Below are 12,601 nucleotides of genomic sequence, written 5' to 3'. Positions count from 1 at the left end.
CCTTTCAAGGAAGTCTTTAGTCGTCCGTCCCGGGACGGTTGCCGGGCTGGTCCGCTTCCGGCGTATCCGGCCCCAGGGACAGAAGCCGTGCCACCGCCGGGACGGCATCCTCCAGAAGCCGACGGTCCTGTTCATCGAGCCGGTCGAGCAGCAGGGCGAAGGAATGGTTTCGGCGATCCACAAGCTCGTCCACCTGGCGCCGCCCTTTAGGCGTGAGATCGATAACGACGGCGCGCCGGTCGGCTGGATCTGCCCGCCGCTCCACCAGTCCGAGCTTGACCAGCCCGTTGACCACGGACGTCGCCGACGGCAGTTGGACGCCTTCCAGCGCGGCAAGCTCACTCATCCGCAGCGGACCGCGGTCCACCAGGGTGCTCATGGCCGAGGACTGGGAGGTTGTCAGGTCCCAGCCGGGAATACGGCGGCGGCTCAGATGGTAGAGCCGGGGCAGCATGGGGCGCAGTTCGCGGGACAGCTGGAGGGACTCATCGAAACTCATAGTTAAAGATTCTAAGTATTAGAAGCTCTAAGCACAATTAGCCGCTGGGAAGGCGCCGACGGCGCGTTGGGAGAGGGCGCGCCGGGCGCTATCGGGCGCGACGGAAGAGGGAGATGGTGCCGGCCTCCGCGGGAAGGCGTGGTGCCGTCAGTGGCGGAACGGCTACAGCGCGCAGTTGATCAGCAGCGGTTCCGGGTGCAGCCGGATGCCAAAGCGCTGCTCGACGCCGTCGGCAACCGCTCGGGCGACGGCGAGGAGGTCCTCGGCGGTGGCGCTGCCGCGGTTCGTCACGGCCAGGGTGTGCTTGGCGGACAGTGATGCCCGTCCGCCGGCGATGTCTTCCCCGGCGCTGCCCGGCAGGCCAAAGCCCTTGCCGAAACCGGCTTGCTCAATCAGCCAGGCCGCGCTGAGCTTGACCTTGCCCGGCTCCGCCACCGGGTAGCGCGGAGCGTCCGCAGGGAGCCGGTCGGCGTCCGGGGCGGGAAGGATGGGGTTCGTGAAGAAGGACCCGGTGCTGTAGGTGTCCGGATCCGAGGGGTCCAGGACCATGCCCTTGCCGGCGCGCAGCCGCAGGACTTCCCGGCGGACGTCGGCGGTATCCGCGCTCTCCCCCACCTCAACGTTCAGGGCGCGGGCAAGCTCGGCGTAACGCACCGGAGCACTGGCGTTTGTCTTGGTCACGGCGAATTCGACGCTCAGGACTACGTAGCGCGGAGAGCCGTTTACCGTGGTGCGCTTGAGCAGCGAATCCCGGTACCCGAATTCCAGGTCCGCTGCGCCGAAGCGGCGGCGGGCGCGTTCCCGGCGGTCCCAGGTGAGCACCGAGACAATGCTGTGGGAGACGTCCGAACCGTACGCACCCACGTTCTGCACCGGCGTCGCGCCTGCCAGCCCGGGAATCCCGGACAGCGCTTCAAGGCCTGAATAGCCTTCGGCCACGGTCCTTGCCACCAGGTCATCCCATGGGTGGCCGGCCTGGACATCAACGACGGCGGTGCCGCCCTCGCCGTCACGGAACTCAATGCCGCGGTTGCCGACGTGCACCACCGCGCCGTCAAAACCGGCGTCGGAGATGAGCAGGTTCGAACCCCCTCCCACGATCAGCAGGGGCTCCGACGCCTCATCTGCCGCGCGGACCATCGAGATCAGTTCGTCAGGTGTTTCCGCGTTGAGGTAGCGGTACGCCGGCCCGCCCACGCGGGATGTCGTCAAGGATGCCAGCTGCATCGAGGTCAGGGCGCTCACCAGACCCGTACAACCGCCTGTGCCTTGACCAGAACTTTCTGGCCGTTGAAGGTCACGGTCAGGTCGATTCGTGCCGTGGAGTTGTCCGCATCCACGGCTCCGACCACACCGGTGATTTCCACGACGGCGCCCGGAGTGCCGTCGACGTCTTCAACGGTCACGGGGCGGGTGAAGCGGGTCTGGTAATCCAGGACGGCTCCCGGATCCCCGATCCAATCGGTGACCAGCTGCACGGCCGCACCCATGGTGAACATCCCGTGGGCAATAACGCCGGGAAGGTCCACGGAGCGGGCAAAGCGTTCGTTCCAGTGAATCGGGTTGAAATCTCCCGAGGCTCCGGCGTAACGGACCAGGTCCGCCCGGCTGACCTCAAGGGTGCTCCGGCCGATTTCCTGTCCGGGCTGCAGTTCGCTGAGTGCAATCGACATGGCTACTGGCCCTCTCCCCGGACGAGGATCGATGAGAGTGTGGTGGCAACCTTCTCGCCTTCCACGGTGGAGATTTCCGCGCGGGTGGTGATCAGGGCACCGTCGCCCATGGCCCGCACGTTGTCCACGTGCAGTTCAGCCAGCAGTTCATCCCCCGCCACGATGGGACGGTGGTGGGTGAAGCGCTGGTCCGCGTGGACCACCCGGGAGAAGTCGATGCCGGCGCCGGGGTCCCGGATCAGCTGTGCGTCAGCCTGCTGGGCCACGATGATGGCGAAGGTGGGAGGGGCTACCAGGTCTGCGTATCCCAGCTTCTGCGCTGCCGCGATCTCGTAGTGGGCCGGGCTGGTCGCCTTCACGGCCCGGGCGAACTCCCGGATCTTTTCCCGTCCTACCTGGTAGGACTCTCCGGCCGGATAGCTCCGGCCGGCCAGCTCGGGGTTGATGCTCATTGGTTTCCCTTCATCCGGCGGCGGGCGTCGCGGGCTCGCACCACCATACCGCTCAGGTGCGTGCTCATGCCCACCACAATCACCGGCAGGGCAAGGTACATGATGATCTGCTGGTTGGTCACGGCGCCCAGGATGACCATGAGGATGCCGGCGCCGGTCACCGAGAGCGCGATGACTACGAGCCGGCGGTAGAGCGGCGAACCGGTTTCCCAGGGGGTGTTAAGCATGGCTACAGAATACAGTCGCGGCGCTGCAGGCACCGAAACGGACCTCTCAGAACAGCTGCTGCTGGAGGGCGGGCAGCTCGGTGCGGAAGTCGCCGAATTCGATTCGCTGGCCTTTCAGGGCGGTGAGGTCCGCCAGGAAACGCAGGCCGGGATCATCCGTGGCTGCGAGTGCGGTGCTGCCCAGCATGCCGAAGATCACCAGTCCGTGTTCGCCGGCAGCCAGTCCAAGCGGGTAGGGCGCCGGTGCCGGCTCCGCCAGGACCGTGCCGAAGGCTTTCGGACGCTCCCAGGTGTCCTTCACTACCTCGAAGCCCTCGGGGTTGAGGTTGAACAGGACTGCCCGGGCGGCGTCGGCGTGGGTCGCGTTAATGGCGTCCAGCTCGTCATACGGCAGCGGAGCCGCCAGGGCCGCACACTTGTGGCCGGAACGGACGGCCTGTGGCAGGCCGAGGGTGCCGGAGACCTCGTCTTCGAGCACCCGGACCTGCTGGCCGTTGGCGGCGCGGGCCACGTACCGGGCGGCGAGCGCCCCCTGTTCGGTGAGGCGCAGGGCCTTCCGCCGGTCCGCGGCGGTTCCAACCTTGGTGGTCCCGTCCGCGAAGGTGGCGATGTACAGCCACTGCGGCCGGGCCAGGTAATTCTTCAGTCCGGCTGGAACGTCACCGCCGCGGTGGCTGTTGTGTACCAGCCGTCCCTCATCCTGGAAGAAGCACCGCTTGCACTGGTAGCCCCGCTCTGCGGCCGCCTGTGCCGGACAGGGCTGGGCGGTGCGTCCCTCTTCGCCGAGCAGCTCGAAACCCAGGCAGTAGCGCGCGGCTTCGGAACGGACCCGGAAGCGCAGCTGGGTTCCTGGATCCAGTCTCAGCGTGGACCGTCCGCCGGGCTGGAACAGCCGGAGAAAAGCGCCGTCGCCGTCCCACGCCGTGCCGCTGCAGAGATACATGGCGTGAGTCATTGAGCGGAGCCTCCGGGAGCTAGGGGTGCCTGTTCACGGTACCGCACCTGTCTAGGAGCCCCGGCAGGAGCTAGGCAGGGTTGCCGCCGCGCAGGTAGACCGTGGTGGTGTGGGTGAAGAATTCCTTGGCGGACTGCCCCTGTTCCTTCGGCCCGTACGCGGATTTCCTTGCCCCGCCGAACGGAACGTGGGGATCAGCTCCGGCGGATTCGGAGTTCACATGCAGGATTCCGACGTCGATGCCCTCCACGGCCTCGAGCACCCGGGTAACGTCCTGGGTAAAGACGGCGGCGGACAGCCCGTACTCGCCCTGTCCTGCCCATTCAAACGCCTGGGCGGCATCAGCGGCCCTCCGGACGGCGAGAACCGGGCCGAAGAATTCATCGGTCCAGGCGGGGTTCGCCTCGGCATCCGCCTGGCCTGCCGGCAGTTCGAGGATGGTGGGCGGAATGAACGCATCGCCGGCTTCTTCGGGCAGGACGCCCTGGAACACCAGTGTTGCGCCGCCGGCGAGCGCCTCATCGATTCCCCGGCGGACGCCGTCCGCAGCAGAGGCTGAAACCAGCGGTCCCATCTGGACTGACGGGTTAACAGGATTCCCGGTGCTCCAGTCCTGCAGCCGGGAGGTCAGTCGGGCCAGGAAGTCATCCGCCACCGAATCCTGGAGGACCAGCCGGGAAGTGGCGGTGCATTTCTGCCCCGTTGACCGGAAGGCACCGAACATCACCTGCTCGGCAGCCAGGTCCAGATCCGCGCCCGCCAGGACAACAGCCGCATTCTTGCCGCCCATCTCAGCCTGCACCGGCACCCCGCGTCCGGCGCCCGCCGCAGCGAGGCGGCGGCCCACTCCGGTGGATCCCGTGAATGTCAATCCGTCCAGCAGCGGGTGCTCCACCAGTTCCGTCCCCAGCGCGCCCGGCCCCATCACCAGGTTCAGCACGCCCTTGGGCAGGCCGGCACCGTCCAGTACCTCGGCCAGGCGCTGGGCCAGGAGAGGAACCGTGCTGGCAGGCTTCCAGACCACGGTGTTCCCGTACACCAGCGCAGGGGCGATCTTCCAGGCCGGTATGGCGATGGGGAAGTTGAAGGGCGTTACGACGCCGACGACGCCCAGCGGTTTGCGGACCACCAGGATCTGTTCGCCACGTCGTGGGGAGGAAAAAACCTCTCCCGCCGGCCGGTCCCCTTCATTGCCGTAATAGCGCAGGATCTGCGCGGCGCGGGCTACCTCTCCCCGGCCCTCGGCCAGGGTCTTGCCCTCCTCCCGGGCGAGTTCAAGCCCGAGTTCCTCGGCAGAGCCTTCCAGCAGCGCGGCTGCACGCAGCAGGACCGCCCCGCGTTCGTGCATGGGGACCTCCGACCACGCCGGTGCCGCCGCGGAGGCTGCCGCAACGGCACGCTCCAGCTGCTCCGCGGTAGCCTGCCGTCCGGCAGCCACGGTCTCCCCGGGCCTGGCCGGATTATCCGAGGCCAGCCCGGCGCCGTCGCCGTCTTCCCATTTGCCTGCGATGAACTGCCGCAGGGCCGCGGCGGGGATGGTGTGGGGCAAGGACTTCTCCTGTGTTCGGTGGACCGGCGGACCGGGCTAGCGGAAGGCGGGGACGCCGGTGAGGTGCTGGCCGAGGATGAGCGTGTGCACCTCGTCCGTGCCCTCGTACGTCCGGACGGATTCAAGGTTGTTCGCGTGGCGCAGCGGCGAGTAGTCCAGGGTGATTCCGTTGCCGCCGAGGATGGTCCGGGCTTCACGGGCGATGGCGATCGCTTCCCGGACGTTGTTCAGCTTGCCCACCGAGATCTGGTGGTTCTGCAGCGTGCCGGCGTCCTTGAGCCTGCCCAGGTGCAGTGCGAGCAGGAATCCTTTGTTGATCTCCAGGGCCATGTCCACCAGCTTCTGCTGGGTCAGCTGGTAACCCGCCAGCGGCTTGTCGAACTGCAGGCGGTCCCTGGAGTAGGCCAGGGCGGCTTCGAAGGAGTCCCTGGCCGCCCCCATGGACCCCCAGATGATGCCGTAGCGCGCTTCATTGAGGCAGGAGAACGGTCCGCGCAGGCCGCGGGCTCCGGGAAGCACTGCGTGCGCCGGCAGCCGCACGTCACTGAGTTCGATCTCGCACTGGATGCTGGCACGCATGGAGAGCTTCGGCTCGATGGGGACGGCGGTGAACCCGGCAGTCCCGGTGGGCACCACGAAGCCGCGGATACCCTCCTCGGTCTGCGCCCAGATCACGGCCACCGAGGCGACGTTGGCGAGTCCAATCCACCGCTTGGTCCCGTTGAGGACCCAGTCCTCGCCATCCCGCCGCGCGAAGGTCTTCATGGCCGAGGGGTCGGAGCCCGCGGTGGGTTCGGTCAGCCCGAAGCAGCCGATCTCCTCGCCCTTGGCCATACCCGGCAGCCAGCGTGACTTCTGCTCCTCGGACCCCCACTTGGAGATGGCGCTCATGGCCAGCGAGCCCTGCACGGAGACGAAGGTGCGCAGTCCGGAGTCACCGGCCTCCAGCTCGGCTCCGGCGAGCCCGTATTCGACGGCGGAACGCCCCGCGCAGCCGTAGCCGTGCAGGTGCATTCCCAGCAGTCCGAGCTTTCCCATCTCCGGCACGATCTCCAGCGGGAAATGGGCGGCTTCGAACCAGCCGGCGATGTTGGGGCGGATCGCCTCGTCCACGAAGGAGCGGACCTTGGCCCGCAGCGCCAGTTCGTCACTGTTGAGCAGTGAATCGAAGCTGATGAGGTCTGCCGGTTCCAGGGTTTCCGCGGGCGGGACTGCTGTGCTGCTCATGGCGCTCTTCTCTCTCGGGTTGACGGCTGTGGAGACTGCCCTCGCCGGGTCTGGGCATGGCAGGCTCCAAGGTCTTGAGGACACGCTACGGAGGCCTGCGACATGCGTCATTGAGCATTTGGCCCAACTGGGCTGGGGATACCGGATGATTTATCCCATGGTTTCCCTTTCTGAGCTTTGTGCCGTCCTCGGAACGGATCTGGTGCCGGTCAACAGGCGCTCCTTTCCGGCCCGGGAACTGACCGGCGTCCATGTGTCGGAACTGGAGGACCCCACGCCCTACCTGGACGGCGGGGAACTGCTGCTCACCACGGGCATGCCGCTGGGCGGAAGCCCCGCAGCCACCGCCCGCTATGTAGACCGGCTGCGCGCCAGGGGAGTCCATGCGCTCGGTATCGGGCTGGGGCCCTGGCTTTCTGAAGTTCCGCACTTCCTCTCCGAAGCCTGCGACGAAGCGCAGATCCACCTGCTGGCAGTGCCCGACGGCGTGCCCTTCCAGAACGTGTCCCGCTCCTTCTGGCGGCTTTCGGCCCGCAGCGGCGAGGCCGAGCTGCTGGGCAGCCTCGGAACCCAGACGTCCCTCGCCCAGGCGGCCATGCGCCCCGGGGGCGCCGCCGCCGTCATCCGCGGACTCGCACAGGCCCTGGGCGGATGGGCGGCGTTCCTGCCCTCGGACGCTGAACCGGAGCGGTACTGGCCGGAGAGCACCGGCGCGCTGCTCCCCCTGCTGCGTGAGGAGACCATTCGGCTGAACCGGGCCGGCACGCATTCGGCCGCGACCTTCGAACTCCACGGCCAGCCGGTGGTGGAGTACCCCATCGCCGCCGGCGGGCGGATCCACGGCTTCCTCGCCGTGGGGCCCGGCCGGAAGCTCGCTGCACCGGACCGGCAGGTCATCATGACCGTCTGCACGCTCCTGGCGCTGAAGGCCCGGCAGCGGGAGGCAGCGTCCAGCGCCGCTGCCGTGCTGGAAACCGCTGTTGCCAAGCTGGTGCTCCACGGACACACAGAGGCGGCCCGCATCCTGGCTGAAGATGCGGGACATCCCGAGCTGCCGCGCCGCGTTCGGGTCCTGGCGCTGAGGGCCGGAGAGCCTGCGGCCCCTGAACAACTGGTGGCCGCGGCACCGGCCCTTGTGCCGGCGCCCGGTGTGCAGCCGGTCCCTGAGACGGTTTCACACTGCACCCTCCGCCACGAACGGGACGGGGTGCTCTACGTCCTGCTGCCGGAAAGCGAAAGCCAGCTTCCCCGCACGGAGGCTTTCCCTGCACCACCAGCCCCGGACGGCGCCGGCGCCGTCAGTGATCCGCTCACCCTCTCCGAGGTGCCGGGGGTCCTGGCCGGACTCCGGCGGGCGCTGGACCAGGCACCGGCCGGAACCCTTGCGGGACTGGCCGCACCCGCCAGCGCCGCAGCACAGGTGTGGGTGCAAACCCTGGCTGCTTATGCCCGCGCCGACCTGCTGGGTACCGTCACCGAATACCTGCGTCACCGGGGCCACTGGGAAAACGCGTCGCGGGCCCTGGGCATCCACCGCAATTCCCTCCGGCACCGGATGGCACTCGCCTCGTCCCTGCTCGGCGTTGACCTGGATGACCCGGATGTCTTCGCCCCGCTGTGGCTGGAGCTGCGTCAGCGCCAGGGGTAGCCGCGGGTATCCGTACGTCCGGGCGCCGGTTCCTGCAGCCATTTCAGGACGCCTTCCGTGTGCTGTCCGAGCCTGGGCGGAGCATCCGTCCGCGGAGCCAGGGCAGGTTCCCACTGGGCAGGGTGGCGGATCTGCCGCCCGGCCGGAGCGCCGTCGGCATCCGTCAGTTCAAGCACCGGGTCCAGGCCGAGCGACTCGGCGTACGCGATCCCCTCGTCGATGCCGGCAACTCTGCCTGCAGGCACTCCTGCCCGGTTGAGGCGTTCCTGCCAGTGCGCGGCCGGCGCGGCGGCGAGGTACTTTTCCAGCAGGGGAATCAGTTCTTCCCGGTGCTGCACCCGGGCACTGTTGGTGGCGAACCGTTCATCCTGGGCCAGGCCGGGAGCACCCAGTTCGCGGGCCAGCCGGGCGAACTGCAGGTCGTTGCCGCACGCCACCGCCAGCGGGACGTCAGCGCAGTCCAGCAGCTGATACGGAACTATCGAGGGATGGGCGTTGCCCATCCGGGCCGGAACCACGCCGGCTCCCAGGAAGGCCTGCGCCTGGTTGGCCAGCGCTCCCTGCAGGCTGGAGAGCAGGTTGAGCCGGACGTGGGTCCCCCGGCCGGTCACGCGGCGGGAAAGCAGTGCCGCGAGCACCGCCGTCGCGGCGTCCTTGGCGGTGAGCACATCCACCAGGGCCACCCCGGCTTTCATGGGCGTTCCGCCGGGCTCTCCCGTGACGCTCATGAGTCCGCCCAGGGCCTGGACCACAAAGTCGTAGCCCGGCAGGTCACGGCCGCCCCCGTCGCCGAAGCCGGAGATTGACGCGTACACGAGGCCGGGGTTCGCTTTGCTCAGGTCTGCGTAGCCCAGGCCCAGTTTGCCGAGTCCCCCGGGCTTGAAGTTTTCCACCAGCACGTCCGCGCGCAGGGCCAGTTCCCGCGCGAGCTGGATGCCCTGCGCGTCCGCCAGGTCAAGGCAGACCGATTCCTTGTTCCGGTTCACTGCTTCGAAGTACGTGGCACCGGTACCGGAGAAGGGCGGCCCCCAGCTGCGTGTGTCATCCCCGGTTCCCGGACGTTCAACCTTGATGACGCGGGCTCCGAGGTCCGCCAGGGTCATGGTGCACAGCGGACCGGCAAGGACCCGGGAGAAGTCAGCCACCAGGATTCCCTCGAGCGGCCGCTGGACCTCCGGCGTCGTGTCGCTGCTGGTCACGGATGAATTCCCCCTTGGTTCGAATCTGCGTCAGACTCCACGGCTTCCCCCACCCTAGGTACTTTGGGCCGGGAGAACCGGGTCATCTCATCCAAACCGCCGGGTCAACACGCACAGAATCGCTGCAGACAGCACTCCGCCCCGGATGCCTGCTGGCTTCCGGGGCGGAGCGGGAAAGGGGAAACGTCAGGCGTGCTGCCCGGCGTGCTGCCCTTCGGAGATCTCTTCGACCACCTTGGCGTTGAATGCCTCAAGGTCGTCGGGCGTGCGGCTGGTAACCAGTCCCTGGTCCACCACTACCTCTTCGTCACTCCAGTTGGCACCCGCGTTGCGCAGGTCGGTGGCGAGGGTGTGGAAGGACGTCAGGTCCCGGCCCTTAACTACCTCGGCGTCGATCAGGAGCCACGGTCCGTGGCAGATCGCTGCTACAGGCTTGCCTGCTTCGAAGAAGTCCCGGGCAAAACGCTGGGCGTCCTTGTTCACGCGCAGGTAGTCGGCGTTGACAACACCGCCGGGCAGGACCAGCGCATCGAAATCCGACGCCTTGGCATCCGCCACATCCAGGTCCACGGAGAAGGTGTCACCCTTGTCCAAACCGTTGAAGCCCTGGATGCTCCCGCTGGACGGCGAAACCAGGACCGGCGATCCGCCGGCTTCCTTTACGGCTTCCCAGGGGCTGGTGAGTTCGACCTGCTCTACGCCGTCCGTGAGCAGGAAAGCGACCTTCTTGCCGGAAATATCATGTGCTGACATTTTGCCTCCGTTCGTGGTCTGGCGGCCCGGTCTGAGCCGCCTCTGCCCTCTACCCTAGGAAACAACGGCAAAGATAAGCAAGCTGATCTTTCTACAGACCTCCGGCTACGGCTGCCGCCGCCCGCAGCCAGGCGCGCTGGGTGGCGGGCCGGAGGGAGGCGTAGCGGATCTGTCCCTTGACCAGCGCCGGGTCATACGGAATTGTTACCGCGGCCCGCGCCAGCACTTTGAAGGCCTCGGCCACCCTCCGTGCCTGCGCTTCGGTGCCGTTGCGGTCAGCCTGGGAAACAATAACGACGGCGCCGCGCGCCAGCTCCGCGTACTTTCCGCCTCGTTCCTGCAGCGCTTCAAGCAGCAGCGCGCCTGCCTCGGCATGTTCCTCGACCGTGGTGGTGGCGATGACCAGCTGGTCGGTGTGGTCGATCATGCGCAGCCACCGCTCGGCGCTTTCGTCATTGCCGGAGTCCACCACATTCAGGCGGAAGTATTTGGATGCCACGGAGTGCAGCGCGTCGAAGTCAGCCTTGGTGACCTTCTGTTCCGAGGCCAGGACATTCGGGTTGGAACGCAGTACGTCGTACTTGTCATCCGTCTGGTGATGGACGAACTTGGCCAGCATGGCCGACTGGGCTGCCGGGGACTGCAGCAGCCCGGTTTCCGGAAGCAGGTCCATGACCGTGGCATCGTGCTGGGCCTGCTCGGTCCGCCAGCCGAGGGTACCTCGGGTCTCATTGTTGTCCCAGGCCAGGACGGGACCTCCGCCGTTGCGGGCAAAGATGGCCGCGAGCATCACCGTGGTGGGGGTCTTGTTCGCGCCGCCCTTGCCGTTCACCACGGAGATGGTCCGCGGGCCGGGCCAGTGCTGGCTCACGATCCGGGTGTCCCGGCGTTCCTCGAGCTCCCGCGCGGACGGCGCTATCCGGATGCCCAGGGACGCCAGGAAACCGCGGAACCCGCGGGCAGCCGGGATCTTGGCAGTCTGCGTGTCGAGGAACGTTGCCCGGCGTACGTCGTTGGGCTCGCCGCGCACCGCGGCCCGGGTGCGTTCACGCAGATCGACCGGCATGTGGGCTGGTTCCAGCGGGAGGCCGGCGGGAGGGCCAGCCGGGGTTTCAGCGGCTTCGCGGTCGGTGATTTCCATCTCCTGCTGTGGGCCGGCAGGCGGTGCTGCCGGAAGTTCGGGAAGTGCGACGGCGAGCGGCTGGCCATCGGCGCCCCCGCCCGGCCCAGGGAGAGGCTCAGGGGCCGGGTGGACCCCATGCTCCGGCGCGGCCGCAGGCGCTGCGTGGACGGTGTTCGCGGGTGCGGAGACCGGCTCGGTTTCGGATTCGGGTTCGCGGGCGGGCCCGGAGTCGGAGGCAGGCTCAGCTTCGGGAGCTGGCTCAGCTTCAGGAGCATGTTCGGGTCCAGGAGCTTGCCCAACGTCAGGAGCGGTCCCGGCTTCAGGAGCATGTTCAGGTTCGTGATCAGCAGCGCGTTCGACATCGCGTTCCGTTTCCGGTCCGGGCGCCGTATTCCGCCCCGGCACCGCATCAGGTTCCGTCAGGGGATCCGGCTCCGGCACCGCACCCGGTTCCGTCAAAGCATCCGGTTCTGTCAGGGGCTCCGGCCTGTCTGCCGCCTCGTCTGCCACCGGCGCAGGAACCGGCTCTCCGCCGTCGTTCCCTTCATCCGGGGCAGACTCTTCGAGCACCGCCCCTGGAGCGGGAGCCGGTGAAGACCCACTCGCGGACTCGGACGCCTCCCCTGCCGGAACACTCCCCCAGGAACGCCGTTCGGCACGGGCACGGCGTCGGGACGGAAGGGTGTCATTCTGCTCCCCTGCCGCCTGGCCGGAGTTGCCCGGCTCCCGGACCCCGCCAGTCTGGCTGGTGCTCCGTTCGGCACCGTCCGGAGCGCCGGACAGATCACGGTTTTGCGCTGCCCGCCGGGCGCGCCTGGTCGGCAATGCCTGATCGTTGGCGGCAGGGTTGTTCTCTGTCATGGGGTCTGCATCTTTCGTTCCGTGCTCGGGCGATTGACTTAGGACGGGGCTCTCCCTGTGATCCTACAAGCCGCCCCCGTTCGGCCCCCGTGGGGGACCGCGTGTCACAACCACTCTCCACAGTGTCCGGGAAAGCAGAAAACCCCCGGAATCTCGTGGATCCCGGGGGGTTTACTCTGTAGCGGTGGGGAGGCTCGATCTCCCGACCTCACGATTATGAGTCGTGCGCTCTAACCAACTGAGCTACACCGCCATAAATGAGTCAAGCCCGCGTGCTTCGCCCCATGTTGGACAACAGGCTTACAAACGCGGACCCTCCCATTGAGAGCCCCGACCGGGAATCGATCCCGGGACCTCCATCTTACCAAGATGGCGCTCTACCACTGAGCTATCGGGGCATCGCCCCTTACCGGGGCAACGACATAAGACTCTACC

The 12,601-nt window shown here is 67.7% G+C and carries 12 protein-coding genes and 2 tRNA genes; 1 reads left to right on the top strand and 13 read right to left on the bottom strand.

The features are described from left to right. Positions 1-16: 16 nt before the first annotated feature. The 8 genes from ACSLGO_RS01805 to ACSLGO_RS01770 form a co-directional block, all read right to left on the bottom strand. On the bottom strand, positions 17-499 hold the full coding sequence (locus ACSLGO_RS01805; RefSeq protein WP_152273725.1) for a MarR family winged helix-turn-helix transcriptional regulator: 483 nt from the start codon (positions 497-499) through the stop codon (positions 17-19). Between the two features lie 162 nt (positions 500-661). Then, positions 662-1,735, bottom strand: coding sequence for a UDP-N-acetylmuramate dehydrogenase (locus tag ACSLGO_RS01800; protein WP_436399821.1), 1,074 nt, complete (start codon positions 1,733-1,735; stop codon positions 662-664). A 5-nt stretch (positions 1,736-1,740) separates the two neighbouring features. Then, positions 1,741-2,172 (bottom strand): MaoC family dehydratase, encoded by a 432-nt coding sequence (locus ACSLGO_RS01795; RefSeq protein WP_436399775.1) that lies wholly within the window; start codon positions 2,170-2,172, stop codon positions 1,741-1,743. 2 nt (positions 2,173-2,174) lie between these two features. Further along, positions 2,175-2,624, bottom strand: coding sequence for an FAS1-like dehydratase domain-containing protein (locus ACSLGO_RS01790; RefSeq protein WP_436399774.1), 450 nt, complete (start codon positions 2,622-2,624; stop codon positions 2,175-2,177). After that, positions 2,621-2,851, bottom strand: coding sequence for a hypothetical protein (locus ACSLGO_RS01785; protein WP_091602508.1), 231 nt, complete (start codon positions 2,849-2,851; stop codon positions 2,621-2,623). Before ACSLGO_RS01785 ends, ACSLGO_RS01790 begins: the two co-directional genes overlap by 4 nt. Positions 2,852-2,897: 46 nt before the next feature. Then, complete coding sequence (locus tag ACSLGO_RS01780; RefSeq protein WP_436399773.1) at positions 2,898-3,806, bottom strand: DUF2797 domain-containing protein; 909 nt, start codon at positions 3,804-3,806, stop codon at positions 2,898-2,900. A gap of 70 nt (positions 3,807-3,876) precedes the next feature. Next, positions 3,877-5,355, bottom strand: coding sequence for an aldehyde dehydrogenase family protein (locus ACSLGO_RS01775; protein ID WP_436399772.1), 1,479 nt, complete (start codon positions 5,353-5,355; stop codon positions 3,877-3,879). Positions 5,356-5,391: 36 nt separating this feature from the next. Further along, positions 5,392-6,582, bottom strand: coding sequence for an acyl-CoA dehydrogenase family protein (locus ACSLGO_RS01770; protein WP_436399771.1), 1,191 nt, complete (start codon positions 6,580-6,582; stop codon positions 5,392-5,394). Between the two features lie 157 nt (positions 6,583-6,739). Between ACSLGO_RS01770 and ACSLGO_RS01765 the strand changes: the two genes are divergently transcribed. Next, positions 6,740-8,230 (top strand): PucR family transcriptional regulator, encoded by a 1,491-nt coding sequence (locus ACSLGO_RS01765; RefSeq protein WP_436399770.1) that lies wholly within the window; start codon positions 6,740-6,742, stop codon positions 8,228-8,230. On the opposite strand, the gene ACSLGO_RS01760 is transcribed toward ACSLGO_RS01765, so the two are convergent. The 5 genes from ACSLGO_RS01760 to ACSLGO_RS01740 all read right to left on the bottom strand — a co-directional run bounded on the left by ACSLGO_RS01760 (position 8,215) and on the right by ACSLGO_RS01740 (position 12,564). Then, a complete protein-coding gene (locus ACSLGO_RS01760) occupies positions 8,215-9,429 on the bottom strand; it encodes a CaiB/BaiF CoA transferase family protein (RefSeq protein ID WP_436399769.1) in 1,215 nt (404 codons plus the stop codon). The genes ACSLGO_RS01765 and ACSLGO_RS01760 overlap by 16 nt on opposite strands. A 186-nt stretch (positions 9,430-9,615) precedes the next feature. After that, a complete protein-coding gene (locus ACSLGO_RS01755; protein WP_091602499.1) occupies positions 9,616-10,182 on the bottom strand; it encodes a type 1 glutamine amidotransferase domain-containing protein in 567 nt (188 codons plus the stop codon). A gap of 91 nt (positions 10,183-10,273) precedes the next feature. Then, positions 10,274-11,323, bottom strand: coding sequence for a MinD/ParA family ATP-binding protein (locus ACSLGO_RS01750; RefSeq protein WP_436399768.1), 1,050 nt, complete (start codon positions 11,321-11,323; stop codon positions 10,274-10,276). 1,022 nt (positions 11,324-12,345) lie between these two features. Next, positions 12,346-12,419 (bottom strand) — tRNA-Met (locus ACSLGO_RS01745). A 73-nt stretch (positions 12,420-12,492) separates the two neighbouring features. Further along, positions 12,493-12,564: transfer RNA gene (locus tag ACSLGO_RS01740), tRNA-Thr, on the bottom strand. Positions 12,565-12,601: the final 37 nt, after the last annotated feature.

The organism is Arthrobacter sp. IK3, from assembly GCF_051337705.1.
GTDB lineage: Bacteria > Actinomycetota > Actinomycetes > Actinomycetales > Micrococcaceae > Arthrobacter_B > Arthrobacter_B koreensis.
The sequence above is the reverse complement of the archived record's forward strand: the minus strand, read 5'-3'. Positions and strand labels throughout refer to the sequence as shown.